This window comes from Achromobacter sp. KK8 (assembly GCF_054188005.1).
In genome coordinates this window covers 1,467,949-1,486,573 of the sequence record NZ_CM135178.1, presented here as the reverse complement: position 1 = coordinate 1,486,573, position 18,625 = coordinate 1,467,949, and the positions used below count along the sequence as shown (strand labels likewise).

At 63.7% G+C, this 18,625-nt stretch carries 13 protein-coding genes and 4 tRNA genes; 16 read left to right on the top strand and 1 reads right to left on the bottom strand.

Annotation, left to right across the window (positions count from 1 at the left end; genetic code table 11):
• Positions 1–27: 27 nt before the first annotated feature.
• The 16 genes from ACVN9Z_RS06915 to rpoC all read left to right on the top strand — a co-directional run bounded on the left by ACVN9Z_RS06915 (position 28) and on the right by rpoC (position 17,970).
• Positions 28–1,413 (top strand): glutamine synthetase family protein, encoded by a 1,386-nt coding sequence (locus tag ACVN9Z_RS06915; protein ID WP_035184163.1) that lies wholly within the window; start codon positions 28–30, stop codon positions 1,411–1,413.
• Positions 1,414–1,456: 43 nt separating this feature from the next.
• Positions 1,457–2,848, top strand: a complete 1,392-nt coding sequence (locus tag ACVN9Z_RS06910; RefSeq protein WP_458213266.1) for an aldehyde dehydrogenase family protein — start codon at positions 1,457–1,459, stop codon at positions 2,846–2,848.
• Positions 2,849–2,868: 20 nt separating this feature from the next.
• On the top strand, positions 2,869–4,032 hold the full coding sequence (locus tag ACVN9Z_RS06905; RefSeq protein ID WP_458213265.1) for an iron-containing alcohol dehydrogenase: 1,164 nt from the start codon (positions 2,869–2,871) through the stop codon (positions 4,030–4,032).
• Positions 4,033–4,145: 113 nt separating this feature from the next.
• Positions 4,146–4,232 (top strand) — tRNA-Tyr (locus ACVN9Z_RS06900).
• A gap of 150 nt (positions 4,233–4,382) precedes the next feature.
• Positions 4,383–4,456, top strand: a tRNA-Gly gene (locus ACVN9Z_RS06895).
• A 12-nt stretch (positions 4,457–4,468) separates the two neighbouring features.
• Positions 4,469–4,543: transfer RNA gene (locus ACVN9Z_RS06890), tRNA-Thr, on the top strand.
• Positions 4,544–4,611: 68 nt separating this feature from the next.
• Positions 4,612–5,802 carry an elongation factor Tu gene (gene tuf, locus ACVN9Z_RS06885; RefSeq protein ID WP_020925806.1) on the top strand — a complete coding sequence of 397 codons (1,191 nt, stop codon included), beginning with the start codon at positions 4,612–4,614 and terminating at the stop codon, positions 5,800–5,802.
• A gap of 151 nt (positions 5,803–5,953) precedes the next feature.
• Positions 5,954–6,029 (top strand) — tRNA-Trp (locus ACVN9Z_RS06880).
• A gap of 64 nt (positions 6,030–6,093) precedes the next feature.
• Positions 6,094–6,474 carry a preprotein translocase subunit SecE gene (secE, locus tag ACVN9Z_RS06875; RefSeq protein WP_006389585.1) on the top strand — a complete coding sequence of 127 codons (381 nt, stop codon included), beginning with the start codon at positions 6,094–6,096 and terminating at the stop codon, positions 6,472–6,474.
• Between the two features lie 9 nt (positions 6,475–6,483).
• Positions 6,484–7,017: a transcription termination/antitermination protein NusG gene (gene nusG / locus ACVN9Z_RS06870; protein WP_006389586.1), complete on the top strand. Its 534-nt coding sequence runs from the start codon at positions 6,484–6,486 to the stop codon at positions 7,015–7,017.
• Between the two features lie 61 nt (positions 7,018–7,078).
• Positions 7,079–7,510 (top strand): 50S ribosomal protein L11, encoded by a 432-nt coding sequence (rplK, locus tag ACVN9Z_RS06865; protein ID WP_006389587.1) that lies wholly within the window; start codon positions 7,079–7,081, stop codon positions 7,508–7,510.
• A 2-nt stretch (positions 7,511–7,512) separates the two neighbouring features.
• On the top strand, positions 7,513–8,214 hold the full coding sequence (gene rplA / locus ACVN9Z_RS06860; RefSeq protein WP_024070788.1) for a 50S ribosomal protein L1: 702 nt from the start codon (positions 7,513–7,515) through the stop codon (positions 8,212–8,214).
• 249 nt (positions 8,215–8,463) lie between these two features.
• Positions 8,464–8,988: a 50S ribosomal protein L10 gene (gene rplJ / locus ACVN9Z_RS06855; RefSeq protein ID WP_006389589.1), complete on the top strand. Its 525-nt coding sequence runs from the start codon at positions 8,464–8,466 to the stop codon at positions 8,986–8,988.
• Between the two features lie 81 nt (positions 8,989–9,069).
• Complete coding sequence (gene rplL, locus ACVN9Z_RS06850; protein WP_006389590.1) at positions 9,070–9,450, top strand: 50S ribosomal protein L7/L12; 381 nt, start codon at positions 9,070–9,072, stop codon at positions 9,448–9,450.
• 163 nt (positions 9,451–9,613) lie between these two features.
• Positions 9,614–13,726, top strand: a complete 4,113-nt coding sequence (gene rpoB / locus ACVN9Z_RS06845) for a DNA-directed RNA polymerase subunit beta (RefSeq protein WP_006389591.1) — start codon at positions 9,614–9,616, stop codon at positions 13,724–13,726.
• Positions 13,726–17,970 (top strand): DNA-directed RNA polymerase subunit beta', encoded by a 4,245-nt coding sequence (rpoC, locus tag ACVN9Z_RS06840; protein ID WP_006389592.1) that lies wholly within the window; start codon positions 13,726–13,728, stop codon positions 17,968–17,970. Before rpoB ends, rpoC begins: the two co-directional genes overlap by 1 nt.
• Positions 17,971–18,080: 110 nt before the next feature.
• Here rpoC and ACVN9Z_RS06835 read toward each other — a convergent pair whose 3' ends face one another.
• Complete coding sequence (locus tag ACVN9Z_RS06835) at positions 18,081–18,476, bottom strand: TssQ family T6SS-associated lipoprotein (RefSeq protein ID WP_006389593.1); 396 nt, start codon at positions 18,474–18,476, stop codon at positions 18,081–18,083.
• Positions 18,477–18,625 lie beyond the last annotated feature (149 nt).

Below are 18,625 nucleotides of genomic sequence, written 5' to 3'. Positions count from 1 at the left end.
CTTCAGCCACGACAAGGTGAACGAGCCATGCATGCACTAGGGGTAGCAACGGTGGAAGACGCGGAGCGGCTGGTCCAGGCCAGCACGCTCTCGCATATCAAGATCGGCCTGTCCGACGTCGATGGCGTCATGCTGGGCAAGTACGTCAGGCGCGACAAATTCCTGGCCGCGCTGCGCGGCGGGCTGGCTTTCTGCGACGTGGTGTTTGGCTGGGACCTGGACGACCAGCTCTACGACAACACCAAGTACACCGGCTGGCACACGGCCTATCCCGATGCCAAGCTGCGCATCGTGCCCAGCACCTGCCGCCGGCTGCCGCTGGAGCAGGGGCCCGGCGGCGAGGACATGCTGCTGTTCCTGGCCGAGTTCGAAGGCCCCGCCGCCGACATCTGCCCGCGCCGCCTGCTGCATCGCACGCTGGATCGCGCCGCCGGCATGGGCTTCGAGGTCTACGCCGCGCTCGAGTACGAGTTTTTCATGTTCCGCGAAACGCCGCATTCGGTGCGCGCCAAACACTACCGCGACATGGAGAACTGGACCCCCGGCAACTTCGGCTATTCGGTGCTGCGCAGCACGGTGCAGGGCGACTTCTATCGCAAGCTGCTCGACATGTGCGAGCGCATGGACATGCCGATCGAAGGCCTGCATACCGAGACCGGCCCCGGCGTGCTGGAGGCAGCCATCGCGGTCGACCAGGCCGCCGCCGCCGGCGACAAGGCCTTCCTCTTCAAGACCTTCACCAAGGCGTTGGCGCAGCAGAACGGCCTGATGGCCACCTTCATGGCGAAGTGGTCCCACGAGCATCCCGGCCAGAGCGGCCACATCCACCTGTCGCTGCGCGACCGCACCAGCGGCCGCTCGGCCTTCTACGACGAGTCGCGTCCGCACGGCATGAGCGCGACGCAGGCGGCCTTCATGGCTGGCGTGCAACGCTACCTGCCCGAATTCATGGCGCTGTACGCGCAGACCATCAACAGTTATTCGCGCCTGGTGCCGGGTTACTGGGCGCCGCTGGACGCCACCTGGGGCATGGAGAACCGCACCACCGCGCTGCGCCTCATCCCGGGCAGCGACAAGTCGCAGCGCGTCGAAGTGCGCATCGGCTCGGCCGACGCCAATCCCTATCTGGCGCTGTCCGCCGCGTTGGCCTCTGGCCTGCATGGCATCGAGCAGGGCCTGGAACCCGAACCAATGGTGCAGGGCAACGCCTACACGCAGCAGTTTCCCGACCGCCTGCACCTGCCCACCACGTTGTGGGAAGCGGCGCAGCGCCTGCGCCAGTCCGAAGCCGCGCGCGAGCTGTTCGGCGATGCCTTCGTCGAGCACTATGCCGCCACGCGCGAATGGGAAGAACGCCAGTTCCGCCGTCACGTCACCGATTGGGAATTGGCTCGCTATTTCGAGATCATCTGAACGCCGCCGCTTCATCTTTTCACCACGCATGCACAGGGTCGCCATGACGCAGGAACTCATCACCATCAGTCCCATCGACGGCCGCGAAGTCGTGCGCCGCCCCTACGCCAGCGAGGCGCAGGTCGCGCAGGCGCTGGCCGACGCGCAGGCCGCGCAGGGCGCGTGGCACGCGCTCGGCATCGAGCAGCGCGGCCGCATCCTGTCCGATGCGGTGACGCGCTTCGTCGCCGGCAAGGCCGAGATCGCGCGCGCGATTACGATCCAGATGGGCCGCCCCTTGCGCTACACGCCTGGCGAAGTGGATGGCTTCGAAGCGCGCGCGCGCCACATGATCGGCATCGCCGCCGAGGCGCTGGCGCCGATCCAGGTGCCGGAGATCGCGGGTTTCACGCGCTTCATCAGCCGCGAGCCGATCGGCGTGGCGCTCACCATCGCGCCGTGGAACTATCCGTTGCTGACGGCGGTGAACAGCATCGTGCCGGCGCTGATGGCTGGCAACACCGTGATCCTCAAGCACTCGGACCAGACGCCGCTGTGCGCCGAGCTTATCGGCCGCGCCTTCAGCGAGGCCGGCGTGCCGCATGGCGTGTTCCAGTACCTGCACGCGAACCATGACATCGCGCAGCGGCTGATCCGCGCGCCCGAGGTCGGCTACGTGTCCTTCACCGGTTCGGTGCGTGGCGGCCGGAGCGTGGAGCAGGCCGCCGCCGGCCGCTTCATCGGCGTGGGCCTGGAGCTGGGCGGCAACGACCCCGCGTATGTGCGCGCCGACGCCAACCTGGCGCACGCGGTCGAGACGCTGGTGGACGGCGCCTTCTTCAATTCCGGCCAGTCCTGCTGCGGCATCCAGCGCATCTACGTGGCGCGCGACCGCTACCAGGACTTCATCGACCGCGCCGCGGCGCTGACCGGCGAATACGTGCTGGGCGACCCCTTGCAGCCAGACACCACGCTCGGCCCGGTGGTGCGCACGCGCGCGGCCGACGAGGTGCGCGAAGTGGTCGCCGAAGCCGAATCGCGCGGCGCCCGCAACCTGGTCGATGCCACGCGTTTCGCCGCCGCGCGCGCCGGCACGCCGTACGTGGCGCCGGCACTGCTGACGCAGGTGGATCACCGCATGCGCGTGATGAACGATGAATGCTTCGGCCCCGTGGTCGGCGTGATGCCGGTCGACAGCGACGAAGAGGCCGTCGCTTTGATGAACGACAGCCCCTACGGCCTGACCGCCGCCCTCTTCACGCAGGATGAAGAGGCCGCATTGCATCTCGGCCGCCAGTTGCGCACGGGCACCGTCTTCATGAACCGCTGCGACTACCTCGATCCCGCGCTGGCGTGGACCGGCGTCAAGCAAACCGGCCGCGGCGTTTCGCTGTCTCGCGTCGGCTACGAACAGCTCACCCAAGCCAAATCCTTCCATCTGCGCCGCAACGCCTGAGCGCGCGACCAGGAGCCGACATGACCGTCCCCAGCGTCAACTGGAACTATCCCACCGCCATCAAGGCGGGCCCCGGCCGCATCAAGGAGTTGCCCGACTGGTGCCGCGAACTCGGCATGGCGCGCCCCTTGCTGGTCACCGATCCCGGCCTGGCCGCGCTGCCCATGATCGCCGATGCGGTGCGCGGCTGCCGCCAGGCCGGACTCGAATGCGGCCTGTTCCACGAAGTGAAGGGCAACCCCACCGGCAGGAACGTGGACGACGGCGTGGCGCGCTATCGCGAAGGCCGCCACGATGGCGTCATCGCGTTCGGCGGCGGCTCGGCGCTGGACGCGGCCAAGGCCATCGCGTTGATGGCCGGCCAGAAGCGTCCGCTGTGGGACTTCGAAGACGTGGGCGACAACTACCTGCGCGTGAACGTGGCCGGCATGGCGCCAGTGGTGGCGGTGCCGACCACCGCGGGCACGGGCTCGGAAGTGGGGCGCGCCTCCGTCATCACCGACGAGGCGGCGCAGGTCAAGCGCATCATCTTCCACGCGCGCATGCTGCCCGCCATCGTCATCCTCGATCCCGAGCTCACCGTCGGCCTGCCGCCGCGCATCACCGCGGCCACCGGCATGGATGCGCTGTCGCACAACCTCGAAGCCTACTGTTCGCCGTTCTTCCATCCGATGGCCGCCGGCATCGCGCTGGAAGGCATGCGCATGATCAAGGAATACCTGCCGCAGGCCGTGGCCGATGGCGCCGACCTGCAGGCGCGCCAGCAGATGCTGGTGGCCTCCAGCATGGGCGCCACCGCATTCCAGCGCGGCCTGGGCGCGATGCACGCGCTGGCGCATCCGCTGGGGGCGTTGTACGACGCCCATCATGGCATGCTCAACGCCATCCTCATGCCCTACGTGCTCAAGGCCAACCAGCACGCGGTGGCGCCGCGGCTGCAGGCGCTGGCGCGCTATCTGGCATTGCCGGATGACGGCCCCGGCGCCGTGCTCGACTGGGTGCTGGGCCTGCGCGAGACCGTCGGCATCCCGCACACCCTGGCCGACATCGGCATCGACGCCGCGCAAGCCGAGCGGGTAGGGCGCATGGCAAGCGAGGATCCGTCGGGCGGCACCAACCCCGTCGCCTACACGCCAGACCAGTACGCCGAACTTTTTCGTGCAGCCGTTCGCGGAATCTTGTAAGCTTCGCCCCCTCTGCGCGGAAACGCGGCAGGCAGAACGAAAGTTTTGAATATTTTTCGTCCCAGGCGTTTGACAGCGGATTTGAAAGTGTTCATAATCTCAAGTTCTCCGCTGGAGGGGTGCCCGAGTGGTTAAAGGGGGCAGACTGTAAATCTGTTGGCCTTGCGCCTACGTTGGTTCGAATCCAACCTCCTCCACCAGAGACCCAAACCTGAATCCAGGCGATGTTTGCCTGGATTTTAAAATGTAGGCCTAGGGAACTGGGCGGCCTTCGCAACGAAGGAGGCTGGTTCTCCAAGGCCTTAGTTTTGAAAGTCTGGGATAGATAGTGAGGTGGTGAAAGGACAGCCGCGGGTGTAGCTCAATGGTAGAGCAGAAGCCTTCCAAGCTTACGACGAGGGTTCGATTCCCTTCACCCGCTCCAAGCAGTACACATGCCCATGTGGCTCAGTGGTAGAGCACTCCCTTGGTAAGGGAGAGGTCGCGCGTTCGATCCGCGCCATGGGCACCACAAATTCCAAAGTCTTTTCTTCAGTCAGCAGCTTCAGTCAAAAGCGCAATCCAGGTCAGGAGTCAGCCATGGCAAAAGGCAAGTTTGAACGTACCAAGCCGCACGTGAACGTGGGTACGATTGGTCACGTTGACCACGGCAAAACGACGTTGACGGCGGCGATCACGACCGTTCTGTCGACCAAGTTCGGCGGCGAAGCCAAGGGCTACGACCAGATCGACGCGGCACCTGAAGAAAAGGCACGCGGCATCACGATCAACACGGCCCACGTCGAGTACGAAACGGAAACGCGCCACTACGCGCACGTTGACTGCCCGGGCCACGCTGACTACGTCAAGAACATGATCACGGGCGCTGCCCAGATGGACGGCGCGATCCTGGTCGTGTCGGCCGCTGACGGCCCGATGCCGCAAACGCGTGAACACATCCTGCTGAGCCGCCAGGTTGGCGTGCCGTACATCATCGTCTTCCTGAACAAGGCCGACATGGTTGACGACGCCGAGCTGCTCGAGCTGGTGGAAATGGAAGTCCGCGAACTGCTGAGCAAGTACGACTTCCCGGGCGACGACACCCCGATCGTGAAGGGTTCGGCCAAGCTGGCGCTGGAAGGCGACAAGGGCGAACTGGGCGAGCAAGCGATTCTGTCGCTGGCCCAAGCCCTGGACACCTACATCCCGACGCCCGAGCGTGCCGTTGACGGCGCGTTCCTGATGCCGGTCGAAGACGTGTTCTCGATCTCGGGTCGCGGCACCGTGGTGACCGGCCGTATCGAACGCGGTGTGATCAAGGTCGGCGAAGAAATCGAAATCGTCGGTATCACCCCGACGGTCAAGACGACCTGCACCGGCGTGGAAATGTTCCGCAAGCTGCTGGACCAAGGTCAAGCCGGCGACAACGTGGGCATCCTGCTGCGCGGCACCAAGCGTGAAGACGTCCAGCGCGGCCAGGTTCTGGCCAAGCCGGGCTCGATCACCCCGCACACGGACTTCACCTCCGAGGTGTACATCCTGTCCAAGGAAGAAGGCGGCCGCCACACCCCGTTCTTCAACGGCTATCGTCCCCAGTTCTACTTCCGCACGACGGACGTGACCGGCACGATCGACCTGCCGGCCGACAAGGAAATGGTCCTGCCGGGCGACAACGTGACGATGACCGTCAAGCTGCTGGCCCCGATCGCCATGGAAGAAGGCCTGCGTTTCGCCATCCGTGAAGGCGGTCGTACCGTCGGCGCCGGCGTCGTCGCCAAGATCCTGAAGTAAGCAATACCCGGATGGGTAGAGTGGGCTCTCAAGCCCCTCTATCCATCTTTGCTGTAAAAGTAGTATGATGTTTGGTTCCGCAAGCCGCTACGCGTGGCGGCCTGGCTGGAACGGCGAAAGTGTAGTGCACGTGTAGTGATGTGTGAGTTTTAGGGGCATAGCTCAATTGGCAGAGCGTCGGTCTCCAAAACCGAAGGTTGTAGGTTCGATTCCTACTGCCCCTGCCACCGCCAGGATAAACCCGCGGGAGATCATCGCGAGTTACGCATTCACGGCGGCTCGCGTCGCAATATGTCTAATACCAGCGTAGAAACCGTAACCAGTACCGCCGACCGGGTCAAGCTCGGGCTGGCGGTTCTTGTCGTTATTGCTGGCATCGTCGGGTTTTCCGTGCTCAGCGCGCAACCGATGCCTGCCCGTATCGGCGTCTTTGTCGGCGGCCTCGTGATCGCAGCCGTGATCGCGTGGTTCAGTGAACCCGGCCGTCGCACCCTGAGCTTTGCCAGCGAGTCCTACAACGAAGTCAAGCGTGTGTCGTGGCCGACCCGCAAGGAAACGACCCAGATGACGGGCATCGTTTTCGCGTTCGTGGCGGTCATGGGCATTTTCATGTGGGTGCTCGACAAGGGCATCGAATGGATTCTCTACGGCCTGTTGTTGGGCTGGAAATAAGGACGGCGAATGAGTAAGCGTTGGTATGTCGTCCATGTGTACTCCGGCATGGAAAAAAGCGTACACAAGGCCCTGAACGAGCGCATCGAGCGCGCGGGCCTGCAAACGTCTTTCGGCCGCATTCTTGTGCCCTCCGAGGAAGTCGTCGAGGTCAAGGGTGGCCAGAAGTCGATCACCGAGCGCCGCATTTTCCCCGGTTATGTCCTGGTTGAAATGGACCTGACCGACGAAACGTGGCACCTGGTCAAGAATACCAACCGCGTCACCGGCTTTTTGGGTGGCTCGGGCAATCGTCCGACCCCGATTTCCGAAAAGGAAGTCGAAAAGATCCTCTCCCAGATGGAAGAGGGCGTCGAGAAACCCCGCCCCAAGATCCTGTTCGAAGTGGGCGAGATGGTTCGGGTCAAGGAAGGTCCGTTTGCGGACTTCAACGGCAACGTCGAAGAAGTCAACTACGAAAAGAGCAAGGTTCGCGTGTCTGTCACGATTTTCGGTCGTGCCACCCCCGTCGAACTGGATTTCAGCCAGGTCGAAAAGACCTGATTTCAACCCCCGGGGAGCCCTGGCCGCGCGCTAGGGCGATATAACCCGCAAGGAGCAAAGCATGGCGAAGAAGATCGTCGGCTTTATCAAGCTGCAAGTGCCGGCTGGTAAGGCTAACCCCTCCCCCCCGATTGGCCCGGCCCTGGGTCAGCGTGGCCTGAACATCATGGAATTCTGCAAGGCGTTCAACGCCAAGACCCAAGGCATGGAGCCTGGTCTGCCGATTCCGGTGGTGATCACCGCTTTCGCCGACAAGAGCTTCACCTTCATCATGAAGACCCCGCCCGCGACGGTCCTCATCAAGAAGGCCGCCGGCGTGCAAAAGGGTTCGTCCAAGCCGCATACCGACAAGGTCGGCACGCTGACCCGCGCGCAAGCTGAAGAAATCGCCAAGGCCAAGGGCCCCGATCTGACCGCCGCCGATCTGGACGCCGCCGTCCGCACGATCGCTGGCAGCGCCCGCAGCATGGGCATCACGGTTGAGGGGATCTAATCATGGCAAAACTGAGCAAGCGCGCCGCCGCCATTGCGCAAAAGATCGACCGCACCAAGCTGTACCCGGTCGCCGAAGCCCTGACCCTGGTCAAGGAAACCGCTGTCGCCAAGTTCAACGAATCGATTGACGTGGCCGTGCAGCTGGGCATCGACCCGAAGAAGTCGGACCAACTGGTCCGCGGCTCGGTCGTGCTGCCCGCCGGCACCGGCAAGACGGTCCGTGTCGCCGTGTTCGCCCAAGGCGACAAGGCCGAGGCCGCCAAGGCCGCCGGCGCCGACATCGTCGGCCTGGACGACCTGGCTGACCAGATCAAGGCCGGTCAGATGGACTTCGACGTGGTCATCGCCTCGCCCGACACGATGCGTGTCGTCGGCGCCCTGGGTCAGATCCTGGGCCCGCGTGGCCTGATGCCGAACCCGAAGGTCGGCACCGTGACCCCCGACGTCGCCACCGCCGTCAAGAACGCCAAGGCCGGTCAGGTTCAGTACCGCACCGACAAGGCCGGCATCATCCACGCCACGATCGGCCGCGCGTCGTTCGGCGTGGAACAGCTGCAAACCAACCTGGCCGCTCTGGTCGACGCCCTGCAAAAGGCTCGTCCCGCCGCTGCCAAGGGCATTTACCTGCGCAAGCTGGCCGTTTCGTCCACGATGGGCGGCGGTGCGCGCGTGGAAATTGCCTCGCTGTCGGCTACCAACTAAGCCAACAGCTGTAAACGTACTTTGGGCCGCATCCGGATTCCTCCGGATGCTGCTGTCAAAGACCGCTGGAGCAGGTCGGTGGAAGCACTATCCCGCCGCCCCGCTTAATCCCGAAGCTCGCAAAGTTCGGATCCAGCGTAGACGGCGTCCCCAGGAAGATTTCTTTACCCGAAGAACTCGACCAGGCGCCGCATTCGGTTGACGCGCAAGGCTCCGGCCCCAGGCGTCTTTTGATGGAGTGTTCAAACCGTGAGTCTCAATCGTCAAGAGAAAGCGGTGGTAATCGAGGAAGTCTCGGCCGAAGTGGCCAAGGCGCAATCGATTGTTATCGCCGAGTACCGTGGTCTGGACGTCGCCTCTGTCACCGTACTGCGCAAAACTGCGCGTGAATCGGGCGTGTATCTGCGTGTTCTGAAGAACTCGCTGGCCCGTCGTGCTGTTGCCGGCACGGCTTTCGAGCCGTTGGCCGAGCAACTGACCGGCCCGCTGATCTATGGCATCAGCGCTGATCCGGTTACGGCGGCCAAGGTCCTCGCAGGTTTCGCGAAAAGCAACGACAAGCTGGTCATCAAGGCGGGCGCTCTGCCCAACAGCCTGCTGAACCAAGAAGGCGTGAAGGCCCTGGCCACCATGCCCTCGCGCGAAGAGTTGCTGTCGAAACTGCTGGGCACCATGCAAGCCCCCATCGCGCAATTCGTGCGTACGCTCAACGAAGTTCCGACCAAGTTCGCCCGTGGCCTCGCCGCCGTGCGCGACCAGAAGGCCGCGGCTTAATCCCCGCCCTTCACGGAAATTCGCTGAACGACCGAGCGACACCCAAACCCTGGCATTACCCAATATTTGGAGTTCTTAAAAATGGCACTTAACAAAGCTGAAATCCTTGACGCCATCGCTGGCATGACCGTGCTCGAACTGTCCGAGCTGATCAAGGAAATGGAAGAGAAGTTCGGCGTGTCGGCTGCTGCCGCCGCTGTCGCTGTCGCTGCTCCCGCCGCTGGTGGCGCCGCCGCCGCTGCTGAAGAGCAGACCGAGTTCACCGTTGTCCTGGCTGAAGCCGGCGCCAACAAGGTTTCCGTCATCAAGGCCGTGCGCGAGCTGACCGGTCTGGGCCTGAAGGAAGCCAAGGACCTGGTCGACGGCGCTCCGAAGCCCGTCAAGGAAGGCGTTGCCAAGGCTGACGCCGAAGCCGCCAAGAAGAAGCTGGAAGAAGCTGGCGCCAAGGTCGAAGTCAAGTAAGACCTGCGTCAACTTGCCCGGGGACAGCGCAATTTGCCGTCCCCGGGCTTTTGCGTTTCCAGGAAACCCCTGCTGGGGTCATGCCCTTTCCAGAGGGGTTTCCTGGAGTCGTATCACCTGGGGCCGTGGTTGACGGCCCATGCAACCTCGAGTCGGAGTGCTCATGCCTTACTCGTACACCGAAAAAAAGCGCATCCGCAAAAGCTTCGCCAAGCGTGAAGACGTTCAAAACGTTCCCTTCCTTTTGGCGACTCAGCTTCAATCCTACCTAACTTTCCTGCAGGCGGATACCGCCCCGTCCGATCGCGTAGCCGACGGTTTGCAGGCGGCGTTTTCGTCGATTTTCCCGATCGTTAGTCACAACGGTATGGCGCGCTTGGAGTTCGTGAGCTATGTGCTCGGCGAACCGGTGTTCGATGTCAAGGAATGTCAGCAACGTGGCCTGACCTATGCCTCGCCCCTGCGAGCCAAGGTCCGCCTGGTGCTGCTTGACCGCGAAGTCAGCAAGCCCACCGTCAAGGAAGTGAAGGAACAGGAAGTCTACATGGGCGAGATTCCGCTCATGACCGGCACCGGTTCGTTCGTCATCAACGGCACCGAACGTGTCATCGTCTCGCAGCTGCACCGCTCGCCTGGCGTGTTCTTCGAGCACGACCGCGGCAAGACGCACAGCTCGGGCAAGCTGCTGTTCTCGGCCCGCGTGATTCCCTACCGCGGTTCGTGGCTGGATTTCGAATTCGACCCTAAGGACATCCTGTTCTTCCGCGTCGACCGTCGCCGCAAGATGCCTGTCACGATCCTGTGCAAGGCCATCGGCATGACGCCGGAATCGATCCTGGCCAACTTCTTCGACTTCGACAACTTCGAGTTGAAGAGCGAAGGCGCCATGATGGAATTCGTGCCCGAGCGCTGGAAGGGCGAAATGGCCCGCTTCGACATCGCGGACCGTTCGGGCAAGGTCATCGTCGAGAAAGACAAGCGTATCAACGCCAAGCACCTGCGCGACCTGGCTGCCGGCGGCATCCAGCGCATCTCCGTGCCGGAAGACTTCCTGTACGGCCGCGTGCTGGCCAAGAACATCGTTGACGCCGATACCGGCGAAGTCATCGCCAACGCCAACGACGAGATCACCGAAAGCGTGCTGGGCGCCCTGCGCGCCGCCAACGTGCACGACATCCAGACGCTCTACACGAACGACCTGGATCGCGGCCCGTACATCTCGCAGACGCTGCGCACCGATGAAACCGCCGACCAGATGGCCGCGCGCGTTGCCATCTACCGCATGATGCGTCCTGGCGAACCGCCCACCGAAGAAGCGGTGGAAGCGCTGTTCCAGCGCCTGTTCTACAGCGAAGAAACGTACGACCTGTCGCGCGTCGGCCGCATGAAGGTCAACAGCCGCCTGGGCCGTGGTGAGGACATCACCGGCCCGATGACGCTGACCAACGAAGACATCCTTGAAACCATCAAGGTGCTGGTCGAGCTGCGTAACGGCCGTGGCCAGATCGACGACATCGATCACCTGGGCAACCGCCGCGTGCGTTGCGTCGGCGAACTTGCCGAGAACCAGTTCCGCGCCGGCCTCGTGCGCGTCGAACGCGCCGTCAAGGAACGTCTGGGCCAGGCCGAGACCGAAAACCTGATGCCGCACGACCTGATCAACTCCAAGCCGATCTCGGCCGCCATCAAGGAGTTCTTCGGTTCGAGCCAGCTGTCGCAGTTCATGGACCAGACCAACCCGCTGTCGGAAATCACGCACAAGCGTCGTGTTTCGGCACTGGGCCCGGGCGGTCTGACCCGCGAGCGCGCCGGCTTCGAAGTGCGTGACGTGCACCCGACCCACTACGGCCGCGTGTGCCCGATCGAAACGCCGGAAGGCCCGAACATCGGCCTGATCAACTCCATGGCGCTGTACGCTCGCCTGAACGAGTACGGCTTCCTGGAAACGCCTTACCGCAAGATCGTCGACGGCCGCGTCAGCGACCAGATCGACTACCTGTCGGCCATCGAAGAAAGCCACTACGTCATCGCGCAGGCCAACGCCGCGCTGGACGAGGAAGGCAAGTTCGTGGACGACCTGGTGGCTTGCCGTGAAGCCGGCGAAACCATGCTGACCGCCCCGGCCAACGTGCACTACATGGACGTGGCCCCGTCGCAGATCGTGTCGGTCGCCGCCTCGCTGATTCCGTTCCTGGAGCACGACGACGCGAACCGCGCGCTGATGGGTGCCAACATGCAACGTCAGGCCGTGCCTTGCCTGCGTCCGGAAAAGCCGGTCGTGGGCACGGGTATCGAGCGCACCGTGGCCGTTGACTCGGGCACCACCGTGCAGGCGCTGCGTGGCGGCCTGGTCGACCACGTCGACGCCGAACGCGTGGTGATCCGCGTGAACGACGAAGAAAACGTCGCCGGCGAAGTCGGTGTCGACATCTACAACCTGATCAAGTACACGCGTTCCAACCAGAACACGAACATCAACCAGCGTCCCATCGTCAAGCGTGGCGACCGTGTCGCCAAGGGTGACGTGCTGGCCGACGGCGCATCGACGGACCTGGGCGAACTCGCCCTGGGCCAGAACATGCTGATCGCGTTCATGCCCTGGAACGGCTACAACTTCGAAGACTCGATCCTGATCTCCGAAAAGGTCGTGGCCGATGACCGCTACACCTCGGTGCACATCGAGGAACTGACGGTTGTCGCTCGCGATACCAAGCTGGGTCCGGAAGAAATCACGCGCGACATCAGCAACCTGGCCGAGACGCAACTGAACCGCCTGGACGATTCGGGCATCACGTACATCGGCGCCGAAGTCAGCGCCGACGACGTGCTGGTCGGCAAGGTCACGCCCAAGGGCGAGACCCAGCTGACGCCGGAAGAAAAGCTGCTGCGCGCCATCTTCGGTGAAAAGGCGTCCGACGTTAAGGACACGTCGCTGCGCGTGCCTTCGGGCATGACCGGCACCGTGATCGACGTGCAGGTGTTCACGCGCGAAGGCATCGTGCGCGACAAGCGCGCCCAGTCCATCATCGACGATGAACTGCGCCGCTATCGCCAGGACCTGAACGACCAGCTGCGCATCGTTGAAAACGACCAGTTCGACCGTATCGAGAAGATGCTGGTCGGCAAGACCGTCAACGGCGGCCCGCGCAAGCTGGCCAAGGGCGCGACGATCACCAAGGCTTACCTGGCTGATCTGGACCGCTGGCAGTGGTTCGACATCCGCCTGGCCGACGAGCCCCACGCCGTGGTGCTGGAGCAGGCCAAGGAATCGCTCGAGCAGAAGCGTCACCAGTTCGACCTGGCCTTCGAAGAGAAGCGCAAGAAGTTGACGCAGGGCGACGAGCTGCCCCCGGGCGTGCTGAAGATGATCAAGGTCTACCTGGCCGTGAAGCGTCGTCTGCAGCCTGGCGACAAGATGGCAGGCCGTCACGGCAACAAGGGCGTGGTCTCGCGCATCACCCCGGTGGAAGACATGCCGCACATGGCTGACGGCACGCCGGCCGACATCGTTCTGAACCCGCTGGGCGTGCCCTCGCGGATGAACGTGGGCCAGGTGCTGGAAGTGCACTTGGGCTGGGCTGCCAAGGGCGTGGGTCACCGCATCGCCGACATGCTGCGCGACGAGCGCACCGCGCAGGTCAAGAACGTCCGCGCTTACCTGGACAAGGTCTACAACACGACCGGCACCGGCGCGCGCATCGACGAGCTGACCGACGAAGAAGTCATGGAAATGGCCCAGAACCTCAAGAACGGCGTGCCGTTCGCGACGCCCGTCTTCGACGGCGCGACCGAAGAGGAAATCACCAAGATGCTGGAACTGGCCTATCCGGACGACGTCGCCAAGCGCATGGCGCTGACGCCCTCGCGCACGCAGGCGTGGCTGTACGACGGCCGCACCGGCGAGAAGTTCGAGCGTCCGGTCACCGTCGGCTACATGCACTACCTGAAGCTGCACCACTTGGTCGACGACAAGATGCACGCGCGTTCGACCGGCCCGTACTCGCTCGTGACCCAGCAGCCGCTGGGCGGCAAGGCGCAGTTCGGTGGCCAGCGTTTCGGGGAAATGGAAGTGTGGGCGCTGGAAGCCTACGGCGCCGCCTACACCCTGCAGGAAATGCTGACGGTGAAGTCCGACGATATCACCGGCCGCACCAAGGTATACGAAAACATCGTCAAGGGCGATCACGTCATCGATGCCGGCATGCCGGAATCGTTCAACGTGCTGGTCAAGGAAATCCGCTCGTTGGCCCTGGACATGGATTTGGAGCGTAACTAATGAAAGCGCTACTCGACCTCTTTAAGCAAGTCTCGCAAGACGAGCAATTCGATGCCATCAAGATCGGCATCGCCTCGCCCGAGAAGATCCGTTCGTGGTCCTACGGCGAAGTTCGCAAGCCCGAGACCATCAACTACCGCACGTTCAAGCCCGAGCGTGATGGTCTGTTCTGCTCCAAGATCTTCGGCCCGATCAAGGACTACGAGTGCCTGTGCGGCAAGTACAAGCGCCTGAAGCACCGTGGCGTGATCTGCGAGAAGTGCGGCGTTGAAGTTACCGTTGCCAAGGTTCGCCGTGAACGCATGGGCCACATCGAGCTGGCCAGCCCCGTCGCGCACATCTGGTTCCTGAAGAGCCTGCCGTCGCGTCTGGGCATGGTGCTCGACATGACCCTGCGCGACATCGAACGCGTCCTGTACTTCGAAGCCTGGTGCGTGATCGAACCCGGCATGACGCCGCTCAAGCGCGGCCAGATCATGTCGGATGACGATTTCCTGGCCAAGACCGAGGAATACGGCGACGACTTCCGTGCCCTGATGGGCGCCGAGGCCGTGCGCGAACTGCTGCGCACCATCGACATCGACCGCGAAGTGGAAACGCTGCGCGGCGAACTGAAGGCCACCAGCTCGGAAGCCAAGATCAAGAAGATCTCCAAGCGCCTGAAGGTGCTGGAAGGCTTCCAGAAGTCCGGCATCAAGGCCGAGTGGATGGTCATGGAAGTGCTGCCCGTGCTGCCGCCGGACCTGCGTCCGCTGGTGCCGCTGGACGGCGGCCGCTTCGCGACCTCCGACCTGAACGACCTGTACCGCCGCGTCATCAACCGCAACAACCGTCTGAAGCGCCTGCTGGAGCTGAAGGCTCCTGAAATCATCCTGCGCAACGAAAAGCGCATGCTGCAGGAAGCGGTCGACTCGCTGCTGGACAACGGTCGCCGCGGCAAGGCCATGACCGGCGCCAACAAGCGCCAGCTCAAGTCCCTGGCCGACATGATCAAGGGCAAGAGCGGTCGTTTCCGTCAGAACCTGCTGGGCAAGCGCGTCGACTACTCGGGCCGTTCGGTCATCGTGGTGGGTCCGCAGCTCAAGCTGCACCAGTGCGGCCTGCCCAAGCTGATGGCCCTGGAACTGTTCAAGCCGTTCATCTTCAATCGCCTGGAGATGATGGGCCTGGCCACGACCATCAAGGCCGCCAAGAAGCTGGTGGAAAGCCAGGAACCGGTGGTCTGGGACATCCTGGAAGAAGTCATCCGCGAACACCCGGTCATGCTGAACCGTGCGCCCACGCTGCACCGTTTGGGCATCCAGGCGTTCGAGCCGGTCCTGATCGAAGGCAAGGCCATCCAGCTGCACCCGCTGGTCTGCGCGGCGTTCAACGCCGACTTCGACGGTGACCAGATGGCCGTCCACGTGCCGCTGTCGCTGGAAGCCCAGCTCGAAGCGCGCACGCTGATGCTGGCTTCGAACAACGTGCTGTTCCCGGCCAACGGCGAACCGTCGATCGTGCCGTCCCAGGACATCGTGCTGGGCCTGTACTACACGACGCGCGAGCGCATCAACGGCAAGGGCGAGGGCATCTTCTTCACCGACGTGGCCGAAGTGCAACGCGCCTACGACAACGGCGAAGTCGAGCTGCAAAGCCGCATCACCGTGCGCTTGAAGGAACACGAGCGTGACGAGAATGGCGAATGGCAGCCGGTGATCCGCCGCCACGAAACCACCGTCGGCCGCGCGCTGCTGTCCGAGATCCTGCCCAAGGGCCTGCCCTTCACCGTCCTGAACAAGGCGCTGAAGAAGAAGGAAATCTCGCGCCTGATCAACCAGTCGTTCCGCCGCTGCGGCCTGCGCGACACGGTGATCTTCGCCGACAAGCTGATGCAGTCGGGCTTCCGCCTGGCCACCCGCGGCGGTATCTCGATCGCCATGGGCGACATGCTGATCCCGTCGGCCAAGGAAGGCATCCTGGCCGAAGCCAGCCGTGAAGTGAAGGAAATCGACAAGCAGTACTCGTCGGGTCTGGTCACGTCCCAGGAACGCTACAACAACGTGGTGGACATCTGGGGCAAGGCCGGCGACAAGGTCGGCAAGGCGATGATGGAACAACTGGCCACCGAACCCGTGATCAACCGTCACGGCGAGGAAGTGCGCCAGGAGTCGTTCAACTCCATCTACATGATGGCTGACTCGGGCGCCCGCGGTTCGGCCGCCCAGATCCGCCAGCTGGCCGGCATGCGCGGCCTGATGGCCAAGCCGGACGGCTCGATCATCGAGACGCCCATTACCGCGAACTTCCGTGAAGGCCTGAACGTGCTTCAGTACTTCATCTCGACTCACGGCGCGCGTAAGGGTCTGGCCGACACGGCACTGAAGACCGCGAACTCGGGCTACCTGACCCGTCGTCTGGTCGATGTGACGCAGGACCTGGTGATCACCGAGGACGATTGCGGCACGTCGCAGGGCTACAACATGAAGGCCCTGGTGGAAGGCGGTGAAGTCATCGAGCCGCTGCGCGACCGTATCCTGGGCCGCGTGGCTGCCATCGACATCGTCAACCCGGACACGCAGGAAACGGCCATCACCGCCGGCACCCTGCTGGACGAAGACATGGTCGACATGATCGACCGCATCGGCGTGGACGAAGTCAAGGTCCGCACGCCGCTGACCTGCGAAACGCGCCACGGCCTGTGCGCGCACTGCTATGGCCGTGACCTCGGCCGCGGCACTTCGGTGAACCAGGGCGAAGCGGTTGGCGTCATCGCCGCCCAGTCCATCGGTGAACCGGGCACGCAGCTGACGATGCGTACGTTCCACATCGGTGGCGCGGCGTCGCGTTCGGCCCTGGCCAGCGCGGTGGAAACCAAGTCCAGCGGCGTGGTCGGCTTTGCCAGCACCATGCGCTACGTCACCAACGCCAAGGGCGAACGCGTCGCGATCTCGCGCTCGGGCGAACTGGCGATCTTCGACGACAACGGCCGCGAACGCGAACGCCACAAGATCCCGTACGGCGCGACCGTGCTGGTGGGCGACGGCGAGGCCGTGAAGGCCGGCGCGCGCCTGGCGACGTGGGATCCGCTGACCCGTCCGATCGTGTCGGAATATGGTGGCGCCGTCCGCTTCGAGAACATCGAGGAAGGCGTGACCGTGGCCAAGCAGGTGGACGAAGTCACCGGCCTGTCGACGCTCGTCGTCATCACGCCCAAGACCCGTGGCGGCAAGATCGTCATGCGTCCGCAGATCAAGCTGGTCAACGAGAACGGCGAAGACGTCAAGATCGCCGGCACCGATCACTCGGTGAACATCTCGTTCCCGGTCGGCGCGCTGATCACCGTGCGTGACGGCCAGCAGGTTGCCGTGGGTGAAGTCCTGGCGCGTATTCCGCAGGAATCGCAAAAGACCCGCGACATTACCGGCGGTCTGCCGCGCGTGGCCGAGCTGTTCGAAGCCCGTTCGCCCAAGGATGCCGGCATGCTCGCCGACGTCACCGGCACGGTCTCGTTCGGCAAGGACACCAAGGGCAAGCAGCGCCTGGTCATCACCGACCTGGAAGGCGTCAGCCACGAGTTCCTGATTCCGAAGGAAAAGCAGGTGCTGGTGCACGACGGCCAGGTGGTGAACAAGGGCGAAATGATCGTGGACGGCCCGGCCGATCCCCACGACATCCTGCGCCTCCAGGGCATCGAGAAGCTGGCGACCTACATCGTCGACGAAGTGCAGGACGTGTACCGTCTGCAGGGCGTGAAGATCAACGACAAGCACATCGAAGTGATTGTTCGTCAGATGCTGCGCCGTGTGAACATCGTCGATGCGGGCGATACCGAGTTCATCCCGGGCGAGCAGGTCGAGCGCTCCGAGCTGTTGAACGAGAACGACCGCGTCAACGCTGAAGACAAGCGTCCGGCCACCTACGAAAACGTGCTGCTGGGTATCACCAAGGCCTCGCTGTCGACCGACTCGTTCATCTCGGCCGCCTCGTTCCAGGAAACCACGCGTGTCCTGACCGAAGCCGCCATCATGGGCAAGCGCGACGACCTGCGTGGCCTGAAGGAAAACGTCATCGTCGGCCGCCTGATCCCGGCCGGTACCGGCCTGGCGTACCACCACGCCCGCAAGGACAAGGAAGCCCTGGAGGCCGCGGAACGCGAAGCCGCCCGCCAGCTGGCCAACCCGTTCGAAGACTCGCCGGTCACGGTGGGCTCGGACGCCGATGTCCCGTCGTCCGACCTGGGCAGCGAGGACGCCGCCGAATAAGGGCGACGTCCGGTGCACCCCCCGCGCAGGTCCGGCGGGGAGGCCAGAAGCAAAAAGGCCGCTGATTCGCATCAGCGGCCTTTTTTTTGCCCGCGCGGGGCATGGCGGCGCTATTTGGCGGCCTGGCTCTTGGCGCGCTGGAACACCGGGCCCCAGACCGGATGGCCGGCCTCGTTGGGCGCCAGTTCGAAGTTGGGATCGATCTGCAGGATGCGGCTGAAGCTGTCCTCGCACAACTGCGCGTAGCGGCTGACGCAATAGCTGAACGCCTGCAGTTTGTAGGCCTCGATGCGCACGGCCTTGCTGGACGCGGCCAGCTCATCGGAACGGGCGACGCCGCGGATCACTTCACCGTAGTGGCCGGCGCTGTACTGGTCGCGCACCTGTTGTAGCTGCTCCAGCGCTTGCGGCGTGGGCGCGCGGTCGGGGGCGCTGGCGGGCAGGCCGGCACAGCCGGCCAGCACAAACGAGGATCCGAGCACATTGCAGAGAAGGCGAATTTTCATAGGCTTTCAGCGAAGGGAGGAATTTGGCGATACGCTATCGTGCCACAGCCTGATGCGCTCGGACATTTTCGGCAATGTCCTTGCGTAACGGATTGGATAATATTCCGCCTATCAGCCGTTAACCCGTTTTCGCGCCCGTTGCGCAGTAT

Coding starts and splice junctions, on each gene's coding strand:
- rplL (WP_006389590.1), top strand. CDS start 9,070: ATGGCACTTAACAAAGCTGAAATCCTTGACGCCATCGCTGGCATGACC.
- rpoB (WP_006389591.1), top strand. CDS start 9,614: ATGCCTTACTCGTACACCGAAAAAAAGCGCATCCGCAAAAGCTTCGCC.
- ACVN9Z_RS06835 (WP_006389593.1), bottom strand. CDS start 18,476: ATGAAAATTCGCCTTCTCTGCAATGTGCTCGGATCCTCGTTTGTGCTG.
- rplK (WP_006389587.1), top strand. CDS start 7,079: ATGGCGAAGAAGATCGTCGGCTTTATCAAGCTGCAAGTGCCGGCTGGT.
- ACVN9Z_RS06905 (WP_458213265.1), top strand. CDS start 2,869: ATGACCGTCCCCAGCGTCAACTGGAACTATCCCACCGCCATCAAGGCG.
- secE (WP_006389585.1), top strand. CDS start 6,094: ATGTCTAATACCAGCGTAGAAACCGTAACCAGTACCGCCGACCGGGTC.
- ACVN9Z_RS06910 (WP_458213266.1), top strand. CDS start 1,457: ATGACGCAGGAACTCATCACCATCAGTCCCATCGACGGCCGCGAAGTC.
- rplA (WP_024070788.1), top strand. CDS start 7,513: ATGGCAAAACTGAGCAAGCGCGCCGCCGCCATTGCGCAAAAGATCGAC.
- rpoC (WP_006389592.1), top strand. CDS start 13,726: ATGAAAGCGCTACTCGACCTCTTTAAGCAAGTCTCGCAAGACGAGCAA.
- tuf (WP_020925806.1), top strand. CDS start 4,612: ATGGCAAAAGGCAAGTTTGAACGTACCAAGCCGCACGTGAACGTGGGT.
- nusG (WP_006389586.1), top strand. CDS start 6,484: ATGAGTAAGCGTTGGTATGTCGTCCATGTGTACTCCGGCATGGAAAAA.
- ACVN9Z_RS06915 (WP_035184163.1), top strand. CDS start 28: ATGCATGCACTAGGGGTAGCAACGGTGGAAGACGCGGAGCGGCTGGTC.